Origin of the sequence: Methylobacterium mesophilicum, from assembly GCF_022179445.1 — a bacterium.
Lineage (GTDB): Bacteria > Pseudomonadota > Alphaproteobacteria > Rhizobiales > Beijerinckiaceae > Methylobacterium > Methylobacterium mesophilicum.
Map to the genome: position 1 here is coordinate 91,582 of NZ_BPQU01000010.1, position 17,180 is coordinate 108,761.

General features: G+C 67.1%; 16 protein-coding genes and 1 riboswitch. Of the genes, 11 read left to right on the plus strand and 5 right to left on the minus strand.

The genetic code is table 11. From position 1 onward, the window contains the following. Nucleotides 1–126 precede the first annotated feature (126 nt). A riboswitch (Fluoride riboswitch) is annotated at nt 127–198 on the plus strand. A 615-nt stretch (nt 199–813) separates the two neighbouring features. The 8 genes from xoxF5 (at nt 814) to MFF40_RS12575 (ending at nt 10,640) form a co-directional block, all read left to right on the plus strand. Next, complete coding sequence (gene xoxF5 / locus MFF40_RS12540; protein WP_238260685.1) at nt 814–2,616, plus strand: lanthanide-dependent methanol dehydrogenase XoxF5; 1,803 nt, start codon at nt 814–816, stop codon at nt 2,614–2,616. 795 nt (nt 2,617–3,411) lie between these two features. After that, nucleotides 3,412–4,050 carry a 2,3-bisphosphoglycerate-dependent phosphoglycerate mutase gene (locus MFF40_RS12545; RefSeq protein WP_238260780.1) on the plus strand — a complete coding sequence of 213 codons (639 nt, stop codon included), beginning with the start codon at nt 3,412–3,414 and terminating at the stop codon, nt 4,048–4,050. 147 nt (nt 4,051–4,197) lie between these two features. Continuing rightward, nucleotides 4,198–5,295 carry a YeiH family protein gene (locus MFF40_RS12550; protein WP_238260687.1) on the plus strand — a complete coding sequence of 366 codons (1,098 nt, stop codon included), beginning with the start codon at nt 4,198–4,200 and terminating at the stop codon, nt 5,293–5,295. Between the two features lie 8 nt (nt 5,296–5,303). Then, nucleotides 5,304–6,536, plus strand: coding sequence for an adenylate/guanylate cyclase domain-containing protein (locus MFF40_RS12555; RefSeq protein ID WP_238260689.1), 1,233 nt, complete (start codon nt 5,304–5,306; stop codon nt 6,534–6,536). 196 nt (nt 6,537–6,732) lie between these two features. Further along, nucleotides 6,733–7,956: a molybdopterin-dependent oxidoreductase gene (locus MFF40_RS12560; RefSeq protein WP_238260691.1), complete on the plus strand. Its 1,224-nt coding sequence runs from the start codon at nt 6,733–6,735 to the stop codon at nt 7,954–7,956. Nucleotides 7,957–7,967: 11 nt separating this feature from the next. Then, on the plus strand, nt 7,968–8,306 hold the full coding sequence (locus MFF40_RS12565; RefSeq protein WP_238260693.1) for a c-type cytochrome: 339 nt from the start codon (nt 7,968–7,970) through the stop codon (nt 8,304–8,306). Nucleotides 8,307–8,491: 185 nt separating this feature from the next. Beyond that, the gene (locus MFF40_RS12570) at nt 8,492–9,475 is read left to right on the plus strand and encodes a beta-propeller fold lactonase family protein (RefSeq protein WP_238260695.1); all 984 of its coding nucleotides are present in this window, start codon (nt 8,492–8,494) and stop codon (nt 9,473–9,475) included. Nucleotides 9,476–9,554: 79 nt separating this feature from the next. Further along, nucleotides 9,555–10,640 carry a molybdopterin-dependent oxidoreductase gene (locus MFF40_RS12575; RefSeq protein ID WP_238260697.1) on the plus strand — a complete coding sequence of 362 codons (1,086 nt, stop codon included), beginning with the start codon at nt 9,555–9,557 and terminating at the stop codon, nt 10,638–10,640. A gap of 6 nt (nt 10,641–10,646) precedes the next feature. Here the strand turns inward: MFF40_RS12575 and MFF40_RS12580 are convergent, their stop codons facing one another. The 5 genes from MFF40_RS12580 to MFF40_RS12600 are packed head-to-tail and all read right to left on the minus strand — an operon-like array spanning nt 10,647 to nt 13,614. Further along, nucleotides 10,647–11,018 carry a YidH family protein gene (locus tag MFF40_RS12580; protein ID WP_238260699.1) on the minus strand — a complete coding sequence of 124 codons (372 nt, stop codon included), beginning with the start codon at nt 11,016–11,018 and terminating at the stop codon, nt 10,647–10,649. Further along, a complete protein-coding gene (locus tag MFF40_RS12585) occupies nt 11,015–11,905 on the minus strand; it encodes a LysR family transcriptional regulator (RefSeq protein WP_238260701.1) in 891 nt (296 codons plus the stop codon). The genes MFF40_RS12580 and MFF40_RS12585 overlap by 4 nt, the downstream gene beginning before the upstream one ends. After that, nucleotides 11,902–12,711, minus strand: coding sequence for an anti-sigma factor family protein (locus MFF40_RS12590; RefSeq protein WP_238260703.1), 810 nt, complete (start codon nt 12,709–12,711; stop codon nt 11,902–11,904). Before MFF40_RS12590 ends, MFF40_RS12585 begins: the two co-directional genes overlap by 4 nt. Next, nucleotides 12,708–13,217: an RNA polymerase sigma factor gene (locus MFF40_RS12595; protein ID WP_238260705.1), complete on the minus strand. Its 510-nt coding sequence runs from the start codon at nt 13,215–13,217 to the stop codon at nt 12,708–12,710. Before MFF40_RS12595 ends, MFF40_RS12590 begins: the two co-directional genes overlap by 4 nt. 13 nt (nt 13,218–13,230) lie before the next feature. Continuing rightward, nucleotides 13,231–13,614, minus strand: coding sequence for a COG4315 family predicted lipoprotein (locus tag MFF40_RS12600; protein WP_238260707.1), 384 nt, complete (start codon nt 13,612–13,614; stop codon nt 13,231–13,233). Nucleotides 13,615–13,795: 181 nt separating this feature from the next. Here MFF40_RS12600 and copM point away from each other — a divergent pair, with 181 nt between their 5' ends. The 3 genes from copM to MFF40_RS12615 all read left to right on the plus strand — a co-directional run bounded on the left by copM (nt 13,796) and on the right by MFF40_RS12615 (nt 17,172). Beyond that, a complete protein-coding gene (gene copM / locus MFF40_RS12605) occupies nt 13,796–14,251 on the plus strand; it encodes a CopM family metallochaperone (protein ID WP_238260709.1) in 456 nt (151 codons plus the stop codon). Next, complete coding sequence (locus MFF40_RS12610) at nt 14,248–15,684, plus strand: YncE family protein (protein WP_238260711.1); 1,437 nt, start codon at nt 14,248–14,250, stop codon at nt 15,682–15,684. Before copM ends, MFF40_RS12610 begins: the two co-directional genes overlap by 4 nt. A gap of 459 nt (nt 15,685–16,143) precedes the next feature. Continuing rightward, complete coding sequence (locus tag MFF40_RS12615) at nt 16,144–17,172, plus strand: SDR family oxidoreductase (protein WP_238260713.1); 1,029 nt, start codon at nt 16,144–16,146, stop codon at nt 17,170–17,172. Nucleotides 17,173–17,180: the final 8 nt, after the last annotated feature.

A 17,180-nucleotide genomic window follows, 5' to 3' on the forward strand; every position in this document is an offset into this window, starting at 1 on the left:
CGCCGGATGTGAGGCGGATCATGCCGCATCGCATCGATCCGCGCCCCGCTTTGCCGACGCCATTCGCAAGCAAGCGATCCGTGCGCGAAGAATTGACGCCGTCCACGGATTAGGCCACGATCCCAAACGTGGGATGGGGATGGAGCTCCCCGACAACTGCCCGGCCCCTATGGCTGGGACGATAGCTCCTACCGAGCGCTTCCGGGCGCGGGTAGGGCTATGCTTTCCCCACTTCCGGCATGCGCACGTCCGTAACCCGATCCCTTCACGGGGATCCTGCGTGAGCTGTGTGCCGATGAGATCCCACCCGTTACCGCTCTGAGCCCGCCAAGCATGCGTAGATCTACGCATGCTTTTTCGCGTGCTTTGCAAAGAAAAACGGCGAGGTCCGTAGACCCCGCCGCATCCAGCGAACCTCCCGAGCGGTAACTTAAGACGTTCGCCAGACAAGTCATCTTTCGCAAACAAGGTCTAGATAACCTGGTGGTGTTCTGAGTCAAGCCAAAAAATCGACATCAGGACAGTAAATCGGGAACTTAGATCTTTTTTTAAATCAGTTTTTCTTGACCCTGATAACTGCTTCAGTTTTCGGGTTGCTTGGTTGCGCCTATTGTTCTGATTGCAAAATCTATACTATCAAAAGTGTCGCACTTAGAAGAACCTTATTGTGTTTTCTATCGAGCTCGTTAGACCTCACGCACTCCCTCGGGGCGAACTCCTTCAGTTCCGACCCGAGCGGAGAGGTCGACAAGCATCACAGGGCGCCCCGCCAGGCGCGAACCTGAGCGGGACCGTCACAGTGGAGGAACACGCATGAAGAAGATCGCTGTCGCAGCGTCGGTGGCCTACGCCGCCACGATGCTGCCCGCGCTGGCGAACGAAAACCTCATGAAGATGATGGAGAACCCGAACGACTGGGCTTTCCCTGGACTTGACTACGCGAACACACGGTATTCCAAGCTCGATCAGATCAACACCAAGAACGTAAAGGACCTTCAGGTCGCCTGGACCTTCTCGACCGGCGTCCTGCGTGGCCACGAGGGCGCGCCGCTCGTCATCGGCAACATCATGTACGTGCACACGCCGTTCCCGAACATCGTGTACGCTCTCGACCTCGACCACGAGCAGAAGATCCTCTGGAAGTACGAGCCGAAGCAGGATCCGTCCGTGATCCCGGTCATGTGCTGCGACACGGTCAACCGCGGCCTAGCCTATGCCGACGGGGCCATCCTGCTGCACCAGGCCGACACCACCCTCGTGTCGCTCGACGCCAAGACCGGCAAGGTGAACTGGTCTGTCGTCAACGGCGACCCGAAGGCGGGGGCGACCAACACCGCCACGGTCATGCCGGTGAAGGACAAGGTCATCGTCGGCATCTCGGGCGGCGAGTTCGGCGTGCAGTGCTCGATCACCGCGTACGACCTGAAGACCGGTAAGCGGGCCTGGCGCGGCTACTCGGAAGGGCCGGACGACCAGATGCTGATCGACCCGGAGAAGACCACCTCGCTCGGCAAGCCGATCGGCAAGGACTCCTCGCTGAAGACCTGGGAAGGCGATCAGTGGAAGACTGGCGGCGGCTGCACCTGGGGCTGGTACTCCTACGACCCCAAGCTCGACCTGATGTACTACGGCTCGGGCAACCCCTCGACCTGGAACCCCAAGCAGCGTCCGGGCGACAACAAGTGGTCGATGACCATCTGGGCACGTAACCCGGACACCGGCATGGCCAAGTGGGTCTACCAGATGACCCCGCACGACGAGTGGGACTACGACGGCATCAACGAGATGATCCTCACGGATCAGAAGATCGACGGCAAGGAGCAGCCGCTCCTGACCCACTTCGACCGTAACGGCTTCGGCTACACACTGAACCGCGAGACCGGCGCCCTTCTGGTCGCCGAGAAGTTCGATCCGGCCGTCAACTGGGCGACCAAGGTCGACATGGACAAGGGCTCGAAGACTTACGGCCGCCCGCTCCAGGACGCCAAGTACTCGACCGAGCAGAACGGCGAGGACACCAACTCCAAGGGCATCTGCCCGGCGGCCCTTGGGTCGAAGGATGAGCAGCCTGCGGCCTTCTCGCCGAAGACCAACCTGTTCTACGTGCCCACCAACCACGTCTGCATGGACTACGAGCCGTTCCGGGTCACCTACACCCCGGGCCAGCCCTATGTCGGTGCGACCCTCTCGATGTACCCGGCCCCGAACTCGCATGGCGGCATGGGCAACTTCATCGCCTGGGACGGGACCAAGGGTAAGATCGTTTGGTCCGACCCGGAGCAGTTCTCGGTGTGGTCCGGTGCTCTGGCCACCGCCGGTGACGTGGTATTCTACGGAACCCTCGAAGGCTACATCAAGGCGGTCGACGACAAGACCGGCAAGGAGCTTTGGAGGTTCAAGACCCCGTCGGGCATCATCGGCAACGTGATGACCTACCAGCACAAGGGCAAGCAGCACATCGCCGTGCTCTCGGGCGTGGGCGGCTGGGCCGGCATCGGCCTCGCGGCCGGTCTGACCGATCCGAATGCCGGCCTCGGCGCGGTGGGTGGCTACGCGGCCCTGTCGCAGTACACCAACCTCGGCGGTGCGCTAACCGACTTCGCCCTGCCGAACTAATCGGCTGCAGGGTCCGACACTAGAAACTGTGCCGGTGCGGGAACCCGCGCCGGCATTATTGTGAATGGGCATCGTCGCGGGCATTGTGGCTCGTAAGACATGCGGTGATCCCGATTGTTTTACCGGCAACGCCCGGTTTTTCCAGTGCCGTGCGGCTCCCTGACCGGCAATCAACCTCGGCCAGCCGTCCTATCCGACATCGGCGAGCCGCGGTCGATGGAGATGTCCACGAACGGTCCCAACCGCCATTCGTTCTGGCCAGTGACGCCGGATGGGTGACCTGACCAGCCGGCTTTGGACCGGACTGATTAAGGGGTTCAACTAGGGTCAGGGGAGCTGAAGAAACATCATGGTGTTGCTGGCTGATCACGGCGTCGAAGTCGGAAGCAAGCGGAATCGATCAGCGTTCCGGCAAACTCCGTTCGTCAGCTTCGAAGGTTATCTCTGCATAACGTCAGGCGTCTCGAGCCAAACGACAGAATGATCTCATTGAATTCGTGTCGCTTTGGGGAAATTTCGTTTGAGGTCCGGTTTTCCCTGGCCGTCGCTTCAGAGCGGACGTTCGGTCTTCGGCCAGTTTCAGTTCCCTTGGCTGGCGCCTCTGAACGGCTGAGTTGGGTGGGAAGCAGCTTGGCTGCTTTCAGTCGCAAGACGTTCTTAAGCGGACCTAGGATGACCCGCCGACGCCGGATGGACGGTCCAACCCATCGCATGGTCGAAGTTCGTTGAAGTCGGATGCCGACATCATCAGAGGCGATGCGACCGGCACGAAAGTGCTCTGCCTCGGGAGACAGCGTGATTCACGATTGCAAAGCCCCGGTCACGCGACATCTCGTGCTGGTCCGGCATGGCCAGAGCGTAGCCAACCGATCCGGCCTGTTCACGGGATTGCTGGACTCGCCCTTGACCGAGCAGGGCCGCATGGAAGCCGAGGCAGCCGGGCAGCGTTTGGCCGAGCGCAGCTGGCGCTCTTCCGCAGCCTTCACCTCGACGCTGACGCGGGCCGTCGTGAGCGGCCGGCTTATTCTCGATGCGCTCGGGCAACCCGGATTGGTCCCCCAACGCTTCGCCGCGCTCGACGAGCGAGACTACGGCGACCTCAGCGGGCTCGACAAGATTGCCGCCGATGCGCGCTGGGGGGCGGAGCGGATCGAGACCTGGCGCCGCTCCTACGCCGAGGCGCCGCCGAACGGTGAGAGCCTGCGCGATACCGGCGCCCGCATCGTGCCATGCTACCTCCGAACCATCCTGCCGGCGGTCATGTGCGGGGACGTGCTCGTCGTCGCCCACGGCAATTGCCTGCGGGCGCTTGTCATGGCGCTTGAAGACCTGAGCCCCGCGGAGGTCGAGCACCTCGAACTCGCGACGGGCTCCGTCAGGATCTATGAGCTTGCTGCGGACACGACGATCACGGCCCGCTGGATCGACGGGTGAATCCGCCTGTCGCCCCCCCACAATGCGTCTCCGCAAACTCTGAAGGGGTCTTCATTCCATCTATTTCAGTGATGAAAAGCATCTAATCATTCCGTTGGAGTGAATGAACGGGACCTGGGATCCTCCGGCATCACATCGGAGCCATCCATGTCCGCGCCCAGACTTTTCTCCCACTCTCGTTCGACGCGTGCCTTGGCCGGCACGAGAGCCATCCTTCCGGGACTGGGCCTCTGCGTGGCGGTCACCGCCGCAGCGATCGGCTTCGAAGCCGCCGAGGCGCACCTGTTCGGTCGTGCCTGGCTCGAAGCCCTGGTGCTCGCGATCCTGCTCGGCAGCGCGATCCGCACGATTTGGACCCCGTCGCAGCGTTTCTTTCCCGGCATCGCCTTCGGGGCCAAGACCGTGCTGGAGATCGCGGTCGTACTGCTCGGCGCGTCGCTCAGCCTCGCGACGATCCTCGCCGCCGGACCGGGCCTGCTCTTCGGCATCGCGGGCGTCGTCGTCGTGGCGATCCTGTCGAGTTACGGCATCGGCCGAGCGCTCGGGCTGCATCCGCGCATGGCGATCCTCGTGGCCTGCGGGAACTCGATCTGCGGCAACTCGGCGATCGCGGCCACGGCACCGGTGATCGGCGCCGACGGCGAGGACGTCGCCGCCTCCATCGCCTTCACCGCGGTGCTGGGCGTGCTGGTGGTGCTCGGCCTGCCGCTGCTAGTGCCGCTGCTCGGTCTGTCGCCGATGCAGTACGGCGTGCTCGCCGGCCTCACCGTCTACGCTGTTCCGCAGGTCCTCGCCGCCACCGCGCCGGTCGCGGCGCTCAGCGTCCAGGTCGGAACCCTGGTGAAGCTGGTCCGGGTGCTGATGCTCGGCCCGGTCGTCCTGATGCTCTCGCTCGGCGCAAGCCGGCTGCGCGAGGAGACCGACGAGGCCGCCCCCGGCGTCACCGCCGGCGACCGCCCGGCCCGCGGCGGCCTCGCGATCCACCGCCTGGTGCCGTGGTTCATCCTCGCCTTCCTTGCGCTCGCGGGCCTTCGCTCGGCCGGGCTGGTCCCGCAGGTTGCGCTCGCGCCGATGTCGGAGACCGCCAACGTGCTGACCGTGGTCTCGATGGCGGCGCTCGGCCTCGGGGTCGACGTGCGCAGCGTCGCCAAGGCCGGGGCGCGGGTGACCCTCGCGGTGGTCGCCTCGCTCCTCGCCCTCGGCGCCGTCAGCCTCGGCCTGATCCACGTGCTCGGCCTCGTCTGATCCGCGCTATGGCATCGATCCGAATTCTTGATGAAAGAACTGCTGTGACACGTTCGTCCCAATCTTCGTCCGAGGCGGTTGCGCAGGCGACGGGATGGTTGATGGGGCCGGGTCGCGAAGCGGCGGACGCGGCAGCCCTTCTCGACGGATTCAGCGCGTGCCTCTCGGGGCTCGGCCTGCCACTGGCCCGCGCCACCACCCACGCGCCGACCCTGCATCCGTCGTTCCGGTGGGTGATGCGCGTCTGGCATCCAGGAGCGTCGAGCCTAGCCCTGCGTCGCCGCCACGGCATCGAGGGCACGCCGACTTTTCACGGCAACACCGTCGAGCACGTGGTCGAGACCCGTACCCCGTTCCGATACCGTCTCGACGGGGATGGGCCGCTGCCGTTTCCCGTGCTCGGCGAGCTTCGCGACGAGGGTCTGACCGACTACCTCATCGTGCCGCTGCGCGCCGCGCGTGGACGCATGGGCGCCGCCTCCTGGGCCACGGCGAGACCGGGCGGCTTCACGCTGATCGAGATCGACACGTTGCTGGCGCTGGTCGAGCCGTTCTCGCTGCTGTTCGAGATCAAGGCGCTCGACGACATGCTCGGCGCGGTGCTGAGCGCCTATGTCGGGCGCGACCCGGCACGGCAAATCCTGGCCGGCACAGTGCGGCGCGGCGATGTACGTCTGATGCGGGCCGCTATGATGCTGACTGACTTGCGCGGGTTCGGTGAACTGTCCGACCGGCAGAGCCCCGACCGTGTGGTGGCCGCCCTCAACCGGATGTTCGATGGCATCGTGCCAGCCATCGAGGCGGAAGGCGGCGAGGTACTGAAGTATATCGGCGACGGGCTACTGGCCGTGTTCGATGCCGATCGCGACGAGGCTGCGGCGCGCCGTGCCGCCTTGCGTGCCGCCGAGGCCGCACTCGCTGCGCTTGCGACCCTGCGCGACGGTGACACAGCTGCCTTCGAGGTCGGCGTCGCACTTCATGTCGGGGAGATCGCCTACGGCAATATCGGCGGCGGCGACCGGGTCGACTTCACGGCGATCGGCCGCGATCTCAACGTGCTCGCTCGCGTCGAGCGCCTGTGCAAGACCTACGACACGCCGCTGATCGCCACCGACACTTTCATCGACGGATTGGCGCATGCCCTCGAACCGCTCGGCATTGTCGCCCTGCGCGGTTTCGCCGAACGGCACGCCTTGTTCGGGCATCGCAGGACCGCGCCCGTCGAAGCGCCGGCGGCGTGACGCTTAAACGGCCTCCGTCACCACAGAGGCGGAGATCGAAAGTTTCTAAACCATCGCATTGAGAGATCGTTCGCATCGCGAGAGACCGTTGGCGGGAATAAATCTCATCCCGTAACATCTCCTTGGTTGCAAGAAATTGCCACCCGCCCGGTGCCCTCGAACGCATCGACGCCGACATTCTTTAAAGGGGGAAACCATGCACGGACTGGACAGACCGACGAACCGCCGCCTCGTCCTGAGTGGCCTAGGGCTCGGCAGCCTCGGCGCCGCCATGCCGGCCTGGGCGGCAGGCTCGGTGAAGCTTCCGCTGCCTGGCGGCCCGGACGAGCGGGCGCTGACCACCGCCTTTCCGGGCAAGGCCGAGATGATCCTTCAACGCACCCATCCGCCGCTGCTGGAGACGCCATTCTCGGTGTTCGACGAGGGCGTGTTCACCCCCAACGACCGCTTCTACGTCCGTTGGCACTGGGCCTCGATCCCGACCGAAGTCGACGCCGGCACCTTCCGTCTTAAGGTCCACGGCCACGTCGACAAGGAACTCTCGCTCTCGCTCGACGCCATCGCCGGCCTGCCGCGCTTCGAGATCGCCGCGGTGAACCAGTGCTCGGGTAATTCGCGCGGGCTGTTCGAGCCGCGGGTGCCCGGCGCGCAATGGGCCAACGGCTCGATGGGCAACGCCCGCTGGACCGGGGTGCGCCTCAAGGACGTGCTCGAAAAGGCCGGGGTGAAGGCCGGTGCCGTGCAGGTGCGCTTCAGCGGCCTCGACGAGCCCGTGGTCGACGACGCGCCGGACTTCAAGAAGTCGCTCGATCTCGACCACGCCAACAATGGTGAGGTGATGATCGCCTACGCGATGAACGGCGAGCAGCTCCCGCTGCTCAACGGCTTCCCGCTCCGGCTTGTGGTGCCGGGCTGGTACTCGACCTATTGGGTCAAGATGCTGTCCGACATCGAGGTGCTGGACAAGCCCGACGACGGGTACTGGATGAAGACCGCCTACCGCATTCCGGACGTGCCGGGCGCCAACATCAAACCCGGCCAGACCGGCTTCAAGACGGTGCCGATCAACAGGATGGTGCCGCGCTCCTTCGTCACCAACCTGACCGATGGCGCCAAGGTGGCGGCCGGAACACCGGTGGCCATTCGCGGCATCGCCTTCGGCGGCGATTGCGGGGTGAAGGCGGTCGACTTCTCCGATGATGGCGGAGCGACGTGGTTCCCGGCGCAGCTCGGCGCGGACGAGGGCCCCTACAGCTTCCGCCGCTTCGAGGGCAGCCTGCCGGCGCTGGCCGCCGGCACCCACACGGCCAGGGTCCGCTGCACCAACACCAACGGCGTCGCGCAGCCCATGGACCGGGTCTGGAACGGCGCCGGCTTCATGCAGAACGGCATCGAGGCCGTGTCCTTCCAGGCCGCTTGAGGAGAACAGCCATGAACCCGATCCGCCCTGCGGCCCTCATCGCCGCGCTCATACTGTCTCCCCTGGTGGCGCTCGCCGCCCCGGCTCCCGAGCCGATGCGCTTCACCTCGCAATCCATCGCGATGCCGACCTCCGACCGGATCTTCCCGGACGGGCCGGGGGCCGAGGCGGTCAACAACAACTGCCTCGCCTGCCACTCGGCCGGGATGGTGCTGACCCAGCCCAAGCTCACGAAGGCGCAGTGGACCGAGACCGTGAACAAGATGGTCCACGTCTACAAGGCGCCCGTCGATCAGGCCGACGTGCAGACCATCGTCGACTACCTGACGGCGTTGAAGCCGACGCCCTGAACCCCCGAATCCCGAGGCCGCCGCGCTTTTTTCGCCGGCCTCGGGGAATAGACCGAGCCTTCCGGCGTCTCCTCAGGGCGATGCACGGCCGGCCCGGCCTTGCACCACGGATTTCCGATTTCGAACCAGCCCTCACGGCAGGCCCCGGCCGCCGAACGAGCGCGCATGCCCGAGAGACCCGCTTCATGACCCATATCCGCACCAGCCTCCGCACCCTCCTCGCCGGAGCCGCCTTGCTCCTGGCCCAGGCCCAGCCCGGGTCCGCCGCCGGCTTCGACGGCGCGATCAAGAACAACGCGCTGGCGCTGAACGCCGCCGGGACCGTCGCCGCTGTGTCGAACAGCGAGGAGAGCGCCGTCGTCGTCTACGACGTCGCCAAGGGCACGGTGCTGCGCCGCCTCGACGGCTTCGTCACGCCGCGCAACATCGTGTTCGCGCCGGACGGCGCCCGCTTCTACGTCTCCGACAGCGGTACCGGCCGGATCACGGTCTACGACACCGCCACTGGCAAGGAGGCCGGCGTTCTCGCCGCGGGCCCCGGAGCGTTCGGCACGGTGCTCTCGGCCGACGGAGGCAAGCTCTACGTCAACAACGAGGCCGCAAGCACGCTGACCGTGTTCGACACCAAGACCATGCTCGCCGAGGCCGTGATCCCCGGCTTCTCGCAGCCGCGCCAGGGCGTGAAGCTGTCGCCGGACGGCAAGACCGTGTTCGTGACGAACTTCCTCGGCGACAAGGTCACGTTGGTTGATACCGCCACCAACAAGATCACCGGCGAGATCGCCGGGTTCGACAAGCTGCGCGCGATCTCGATCACCAAGGACGGAAAGACGCTGTTTGCCGCCAACAGCGGCCGTAACACCATCGGCGTGGTCGATGTCGCCGCCCGCAAGGTCACCTCCGAGGTGGCAGTGGGCAAGGACCCCTACGGCGCCGCGCTGACCCCGGACGGGCACTTTGTCTATTCGGGCAACCTCAAGGACAACTCGCTCTCGGTGATCGACACCGGCACCCTCAAGGTCGTCGCAACGGTGACCGGCCTGAACGAGCCGCGCCAGGCGATCGCGTTCTCGGCCGACAACGCCCACGCCTACGTCCTCAACCGCGACCTCAGCGTCGCCGTGGTTGATCGCGCGAAGAATGCGGTGGTCTCGACGATGAAGCCCTGAGGCGACGCGCGCCGGGGGCCTTGTCGGTTCCCGGCGCGTTCTCGTCGTCGACACCTCACGAACGCAGGACAAAGACCCCATGCTCGGCCTGTTCCAGCGCAAGGACCGCCTCATCGTCCACGGAAAGGCGCCCTACAACGCCGAGCCGCCGCTCGATCGCCTGCGCGCGGCCTTCATCACCGACCAGGTCGACTTCTACGTCCGCAGCCACGGGAATATCCCGGACCTCGACGCCGACAGCTACCGCCTGACCGTCGACGGGATGGTTGCGACGCCGCTCGAACTGTCCATTGCCGATCTGAAGACGCGGTTTGCGCCCGTCACCGTCACGGCGGTAATGCAATGCGCTGGCAACCGCCGGGCCGACATGCTGGCGGTGGCCCCGGTCTCCGGCGACCCGTGGGCGCCCGGCGCCATCGGCAACGCGAAATGGACTGGGGTGCGCCTCGCCGACGTTCTGCGCGCGGCCGGCATCGATGCGGGCGATACGCGCCACGTCGCCTTCGAGAGCCACGACCGGATCGCGGACACGGACACGCGTTTCGGCGCCTCGATCCCGCTCGCCAAGGCGCTCGCCCCCGAGACGTTGGTCGCCTTCGCAATGAACGGCGAGCCTCTCGCCCCCGAGCATGGCCACCCCCTGCGCGTGGTGGTGCCGGGATTTGCCGGTATCCGCAGCCCGAAGTGGCTCGCCCGCATCACGGTGCAGGACCGGCCCTCCGACAATCCGATGCAGGCCGACGACTACAAGCTGTTTCCGCCCGACGTGACCGCCGAGACCGCCGACCCCGCCCACGGCATCACCATCGAGGCGATGCCGCTCAACAGCGCGATCTGCGAGCCCGCCCGCGGCGCGGCGTTGAAGGCCGGCCGGCACACGATCCGCGGCTACGCCATCGCCAGTGACCGCGCGGTCGCCCGCGTCGATGTCTCGACGGATGGCGGTCGCAGCTGGGCACAGGCCCGGATCGACCGCGATGCGGACGCGCCCTACGCCTGGACGTTCTGGGAGATCGACCGCGAGCTGACTGCGGGCGAGCACGAACTCGCGGTGCGGGCCTGGGATTCCGCCGGCCAGACCCAGCCGGCCGCGCCCGACGACACCTGGAACTACAAGGGCTACCTCAGCGCCGCCTGGCACCGGGTGCGGGTGACCGTTGCCTGATGACCGTCACGCCCAGAGCAGGGCGATGGCCGCGAGGCCCGAGATCGCGATGAGCAGGGCCGCAACCCCGACGGTGAGGATGCGCGGCATCATCGGGATCTCGGCATGGGCGAGTCGCGCTCGGATCGCCCGGTCCCGCCATGCGGCGCCGGCGAACGAGGCGAGCGCACAGGCGATCAGCGTGAGCGACAGCACCTTCAGTGGCCAGACCGCCAGCACCTCTCGCAGGAAGCGCTGCGCGGCCAGGCCGACGCCGAGGAAGGCGAGCCCGGTGCGAAGCCACGCCACGAACGTACGCTCGGCTGCCAGCACCGTCCGGTCCTCGGCGAGCCTCACCCGGGGATCGTCGGGGGGCACGGGTTTCGCAGGATCGCTCATCCGGCATCCGCCGTCGCGATCAGGTCGAGCAACGCGTCGGCGGCCCGGCTGCAGTAGCGCTCCTTGTGGCGCAGCACCCGGAACGGACGGCTCGGCAGGGCAAACGCCGCCCGCACCAGCGTTCCGGCCCGAAGCGCAGCTGCCACTACGGTCTCGGACAGAACGGCGGCCCCGCCCCCGGCCTCGACGGCGGCGCGCACCGCCTCGTTCGAGGGCAGTTCGAGCGTGACCCGGAGTTGGGCCGTGGAGAGGCCAGCCTCCGTGAGCGCCGCCTCGAAGGCCGAGCGGGTTCCCGATCCCGCCTCGCGCAGCACCCAATCGCCCCCGGCGAGGTCCTTAGGTTCGAGGGCGGTCGCCCCTGCGAAGGGATGGGCTGGGGCAACCACGAGGACGAGTTGGTCGCGCGCGATGGTGGTGCTCGCAAGCGTCGGGTCGTCCAACGCCCCCTCGACGAAGCCGAGTTCGGCCTGCCCGGCGCGCACCGCGTCGGCGGCGTCGGTGGTGTTGCCGACCGCCAGCCGGATGGCGATCTCAGGGTAGGTGCGGCGGAAGGCGACGAGGTGGCGCGGCAACCAATCGCTGGCGATGGTCTGGCTGGCGTAGAGCGCCAGCGTCCCGCGTCGCATGCCGCTGAGGTCGGCGAGCACCAGTTCGGCGGCCTCGGCCCGGGCGAGCACGGCGCGGGCCTCGTCGAGGAACACACGCCCCGCCTCGGTCAACTCGATCCCGCGGCCAACCCGGTGAAACAGCTTCGTCGCGTGCCGCCCCTCGATGTTGGCGATCGCCGTGCTGACCGCCGATTGGACGATGTTCAGCGCCTCGGCGGCCCGCGTCACGTGCTGCCGCTCGGCCACCGCCACGAAGATGCGAAGCTGGTCGAGGGTCACGGCTGCCGACGATCCGGCGCGAGGCCGCGGACGTGCGCATCGACCGCCTGCGCGACGGTGAGCAGCCGAGCCTCGTCGGTGCGGCCGGTGACGACGTAGGACATGCCACCATCGACCCAGGAGAAGGCAGCGATGTCGCCCTCTCGGGCGAAGCGGAAGAGCGTTCGCCCATCGCCGTCTCCGACGCGGCTGTAAAGCGTCAGGCGGGTTCCGCGGTCGTCGTCGTACATTAGCATCGCTGCGGATTCGGCGCCGGCCGGCAGCAGCCGCCCGCCCATCAGGCGAAACCCTTGGGCCGCGAGATCGGGGGCCGCGACCGCGTGACCGAGGCGCTTCGAGAGCCACGTCACGAGGTGGGGCTTCTCGTCGGCGCGCACCTCCACCGGATGCACCACCTCGACCACGAAGGTGCGAAAGGCCGCGACCGCGTCCTGCGTCACCGGTGCCCCCGCCACCATCATCGTCGTGGGCCCGCTGCGCAGGGCATGGCCGAACCAGCCGCCGGCACCGCCGAGCGCGAGGCAGAGAACGGCTGCTGCCGCCATGGGGAACCAGCCCCTGCCGACGAACCGGCGCCGCGAGCGGATGTTGGCCACCCGGAGCCGCGCCGGGATCGCCTCCTCGGCGATCGGCGCGAGGCGGGCACGCAGGTGCTCGCGCAGGGCGCGATCCGCCGAGACCTCGGCCGCACGCGCGGGGTTTCCTTTGAGCCATGCCTCGACCAGCGCCTGCCGCTCCGGTTCGAGGCGGCCGTCGATCAGGCCGTGCAGGTCGTCCTCGCCGACCGGGCGTGGATCCCCGCTCATTTCACCCTCCTCAAGAGGCCAGTCCGGCCAGTTTCCAGAAAACTTCGCATCCGTGTCCGCGCCCGGCTCAACCGCGACATCACCGTACCCAGCGGTACCCCGAGCACCTGGGCCGCCTCGGCATAAGACAGATCCTCCACCGCGACGAGCAGCAGCACCGAGCGCTGTTCCTCGGGCAGGGTGTCGAGGCCGGCGAGTACGTCGCGGGCTCCCAACGCGGCTTCCGGGTCGATACCTGGGTCGGGCACCTGCTCCAGCGCTTCCGCGCCGCAATCGACGCCGCGCCGGCCCCGGCGCCGGACGGCGCCGAGGAACAGGTTGCGCTCGATCGTGAACAGCCACGCCCGCAGGTCGCCGTCGCGGCGACGTCCGGACCAGGCGGACAACGCCCGCTCCAGGGTGTCCTGGACGAGGTCGTCCGCCGCCTCGCGGTCCCGCAACAGCGCCACGGCGTAGCGCCGCAGGGCCGGGATCTGCGGTTCGATGAGGGCGGCGATCTCGTCCACGAGGCTTTACCGATCAAGGCTTGGCGATGTGCCATGCGCCGTTGAGGAAGCCGTCGCCGGTGATGTCGCCGGGCTTGGTGTCCTTGGCAAAGGTGTAGAGCGGCTTGCCCTTGTAGGCCCACTGCATCGTGCCGTCATCCCGCGTCACCATCGTCCAGTCGCCGCTGGCGGCCGAGCCGGAGGCGGCCATCAGGGCCGGCCAGTTGGTCGCGCAGGGGCCGTTGCACATCGACTTGCCGCCCATGTCCTTGTCGAAGGTGTAGAGGGTCATGCTCTTGGCATCGACGAGCGCCGGCCCCTTGGCGGTCTCGGCCGTCACGGCAGGCGCGGCGGCCTGGGCGGCCAAGGCGGAGAAGGCGACAGCCGCGAAGGCGGCGCGGATCAGCAGAGTGCGCATGGGTGAGGTCTCCCGCGGTCGAGCATGACCGCATCGGGAGGGATGCCCAAGAGGCGCCTCTATTCCACGCGTCTTCTCGACGACAGATCACGAAGGCGTGAACGGGCTCTCAGCCACATCCGCGGAATAAAGCCGCGCCCCAGGCATCCTTCCCATCGACACCGGATCAAAAGGAAGCCGCATGCGCGGAGCACTGGGATTTGCCGTGACGGCGGCGCTGATGGCAAGCGGCCTCGTCGGCGGCCGGATGATGATGCGCCCGACCTTGGCCGCCACCGAGCCAGCGGCAGCTCCGTCCGCGTCCTTCGACGCGATGATGGCGCAGTCGATGGCGCAGATGCATGCCGACATGATGGTCCCGCCCTCGGGCGACCCCGACCGCGACTTCGCCGCGATGATGATCCCGCACCACGAAGGCGCGATCGCGATGGCGAAGGCGGAGCTGCTCCACGGCAAGGATCCGGTCCTGCGCCGCCTCGCGCAGGGGATCGTCGTCGAGCAGGGCCAGGAGATCGATGTGATGCGCCGCGCGCTCGCCGATCGCCCCGCGATGCCGGGTCAGGCCGCCGGCGCCCCTCCCGTTCACCACCATGGCGCGGCACCTGCCGCCGAGATGCCTTCGGAGCACCGCCGATGAAGACCGCCCTGACCGTTCTCGCCCTTGTGCTGCTCTCCGGCTCGGCCTTCGCCGGGCAGGCTCCGGGCCCCGCCTCGGCGCCCGACGAGCCCATCAGCAGCAAAGACCGATTCTACACCTCCGATCAGTTCTCCAATACGGTCTCTGTGGTCGATCCCGCCGCCAACACCCTGCTCGGGGTGATCCGGCTCGGCGACCCGACGCCGATAAACCTGAGCCCGCTCTATCGCGGGCAGCTTCTGGTTCACGGCATGGGCTTCTCGCCGGACCACAGGACCCTGCTCGCGGTCTCGATCGGTTCGAACTCCGTGAGCTTCATCGACACGGCGACCAACGCGGTCCGCCACACCGCCTATGTCGGCCGCTCGCCACACGAAGCCTTCTTCACGCCGGACGGCCGAGAGGTCTGGGTGAGCGTGCGCGGCGAAGACTATATCGCCGTGCTCGATGCCGCGACCGCCATGGAGACCCGCCGGGTCACCGTACCAAACGGGCCGGGCATGACGATCTTCTCGCCGGACGGCACCTACGGTTACGTCTGCTCCAGCTTCAGCCCCGAGACCGTCGTCATCGACACCAAGACCCACGCCATCGTCGGCCGCGTGAAGCAGGAGAGTCCGTTCTGCCCCGACATCGCCGCCACGCCGGACGGCAAGCAGGTGTGGTTCACCCTCAAGGATGTCGGCCGGACCCAGGTGTTTTCGGCGCGTCCGCCATTCGCGCCGCTGAAGACGATCGAGACCGGGCCGATCACCAACCACGTCAACATCGTCTCGACCAAGGCCGGCCAGTTCGCCTACGTGACGATTGGCGGCCTGAACCAGGTCAAGGTGTTCCGCACCGACGATTTCTCCCAGCTCGCAACGATCCCGACCGGCGCCCTGCCGCACGGGCTCTGGCCCTCGGGCGACGGCAGCCGCGTCTATGTCGGCCTGGAGAACGCCGACAAGGCCGCGGTGATCGACACCGCGTCGAACACGGTGATCGCCGAGGTGCCGATCGGGCAGGGTCCGCAGGGCGTCGCCTACGTCCCGAACGCCGTGCCGGAGGGCGACGGAATGCAAAACCTGCAGCCGCTGGGGGCCGCAGGCCAGACCAGTGCGCTGACGCTCGCGGGCGGCGACGGCAAGCCGGCGACGCAGGTTACCCTGTTCGACCAGGGCGTGCTGCAGACGCTGCAGGCCGCGATCACGGGACTGGCGCCGAAGATGCCGTTCGTGCTGGCGCTGTCCGCAGATCCGAAGGGCGCGACCGGCCTGGAGCCACTCGCCGCCTTCACCACCAACCCGGCCGGCGCGGCCATCGTCAACGCGATCGGTCCGATCCGGCAAGTCACCCGCAAGGACGCCGGCCCGAGCCGCCGTTACTTCGTGGTCGCGGCGGGCAAGCCCGGCAAACTCGGCGGCATCGAGCAGGTGCAGATCACGGATTAATCGAGCGGTGTCGCCAGTCCGGAAGGCGAACATCTCAAACAATGCCTCCGTGACGCGAGCCCAGCCTCGATGTCTGCTTTCGAGAACAGCGTCAGCCCGCTTCTATGGCGTAGTTGGGTCGGACGCGGCAGGTCTGCTTTTTAAGCCTGGCAGGTCCGTGGCACGAATCCCGAACGTTGAACCGCGTTGTATCGCGGCGCCGCCAAATCGCTTCAAGCTCCGTCGGAATGGCCGAGCGAGCGCTACGATCTCGTCTGGACACGCGAGCGCTGAGGGAATGAAGGGTCCTTCGCTCAAATCCGGCGGCGCCTGCTGGTCGGCGACAACTGCGATTCGGACGAATTCCACCCCATGAGGATGAAACGCTCATGTTGCCCATGACAGGCGAACGCGCTGTCCGCTGGAACGTTGATGGGCCACGACCAGGAAAATGTCCAAATTAGTTCCAACGGATGACCGATGAGCCAAAAGCGAAAAGTGGACCGGCGTCCCACCGTGGTGGTGACCGGTGCAAGTGCAGGGGTGGGGCGGGCGATCGCCCACGAATTTGCCCGGCATCACTGGAACGTTTCGGTGCTGGCGCGGGGAGAAGCAGGGCTCGACGGTACCGTACGGGACATCGAGAACGCCGGGGGCCGGGCGCTGGCGCATCGGGTCGACGTCGCGGACGCCGAAGCCGTCATGCGTGCGGCGGACGAGACCGTGAGGGCGTTCGGTGGCATCGACGTTTGGATCAACGTGGCGATGGTGACGATCTACGCGCCGGTGCAGCAGACATCGCCTGAGGAGTACAAGCGGGCGACCGAGGTGACGTATCTCGGACAGGTCTACGGCACGCTGGCGGCCCTCAAGCACATGCAGCACCGAAACGCCGGCTCCATCGTCTGCATCGGCTCCGCCCTGGCGTACCGGTCGATTCCGCTCCAATCGAGCTACTGCGCGGCGAAGGCCGCCGTGCGGGGCTTCGTCGACAGCCTGCGCAGCGAGTTGCTGCACGATGGTTCGCGGGTGCGGTTGACGATGGTGCAGCTTCCGGCGGTGAACACGCCGCAGTTCGACTGGGCGCGAACGCGCATGCCGCGTCGGCTGGAACCGGTCCCGCCGATCTATCAACCAGAGGCGATCGCGCGCCATGTCTATCGCGCGGCCCAGACCTCGCCGCGCGAACTCTGGATCGGCTTCCCGACCTGGAAGGCGATCATCGGCAACATGATCATCCCGGGCTGGATCGACGGCTACCTCGCGCGACACGGCTATCGCGGTGAAATGACAAGCCAAGCTGCGATCGAAGGGCGGCCGGACAACCTCTACGATCCCGTCGACACCGATCCGGGTGCGCATGGGAGGTTTGATGATCGCTCGCTCACGTCGGTGCCGGCTGCCGACCCGCGCTGGCTCAAACTCGGCATCGCCGCGGCACTCGGAACGGTGCTTGTCGGAGCCTTGACGGTTGCGAGAGCTTCACCGACCTTGCGCCGCCTCCGGTGAGGGATGGG

What these genes read in the sequence shown, in the direction of transcription:
- xoxF5 (WP_238260685.1), top strand. Translation starts at nt 814, where the DNA reads ATGAAGAAGATCGCTGTCGCAGCGTCGGTGGCCTACGCCGCCACGATG.
- MFF40_RS12550 (WP_238260687.1), top strand. Translation starts at nt 4,198, where the DNA reads ATGTCCGCGCCCAGACTTTTCTCCCACTCTCGTTCGACGCGTGCCTTG.
- MFF40_RS12555 (WP_238260689.1), top strand. Translation starts at nt 5,304, where the DNA reads ATGGCATCGATCCGAATTCTTGATGAAAGAACTGCTGTGACACGTTCG.
- MFF40_RS12560 (WP_238260691.1), top strand. Translation starts at nt 6,733, where the DNA reads ATGCACGGACTGGACAGACCGACGAACCGCCGCCTCGTCCTGAGTGGC.
- MFF40_RS12565 (WP_238260693.1), top strand. Translation starts at nt 7,968, where the DNA reads ATGAACCCGATCCGCCCTGCGGCCCTCATCGCCGCGCTCATACTGTCT.
- MFF40_RS12570 (WP_238260695.1), top strand. Translation starts at nt 8,492, where the DNA reads ATGACCCATATCCGCACCAGCCTCCGCACCCTCCTCGCCGGAGCCGCC.
- MFF40_RS12575 (WP_238260697.1), top strand. Translation starts at nt 9,555, where the DNA reads ATGCTCGGCCTGTTCCAGCGCAAGGACCGCCTCATCGTCCACGGAAAG.
- MFF40_RS12580 (WP_238260699.1), bottom strand. Translation starts at nt 11,018, where the DNA reads ATGAGCGATCCTGCGAAACCCGTGCCCCCCGACGATCCCCGGGTGAGG.
- MFF40_RS12590 (WP_238260703.1), bottom strand. Translation starts at nt 12,711, where the DNA reads ATGAGCGGGGATCCACGCCCGGTCGGCGAGGACGACCTGCACGGCCTG.
- MFF40_RS12600 (WP_238260707.1), bottom strand. Translation starts at nt 13,614, where the DNA reads ATGCGCACTCTGCTGATCCGCGCCGCCTTCGCGGCTGTCGCCTTCTCC.
- copM (WP_238260709.1), top strand. Translation starts at nt 13,796, where the DNA reads ATGCGCGGAGCACTGGGATTTGCCGTGACGGCGGCGCTGATGGCAAGC.
- MFF40_RS12610 (WP_238260711.1), top strand. Translation starts at nt 14,248, where the DNA reads ATGAAGACCGCCCTGACCGTTCTCGCCCTTGTGCTGCTCTCCGGCTCG.
- MFF40_RS12615 (WP_238260713.1), top strand. Translation starts at nt 16,144, where the DNA reads ATGAGCCAAAAGCGAAAAGTGGACCGGCGTCCCACCGTGGTGGTGACC.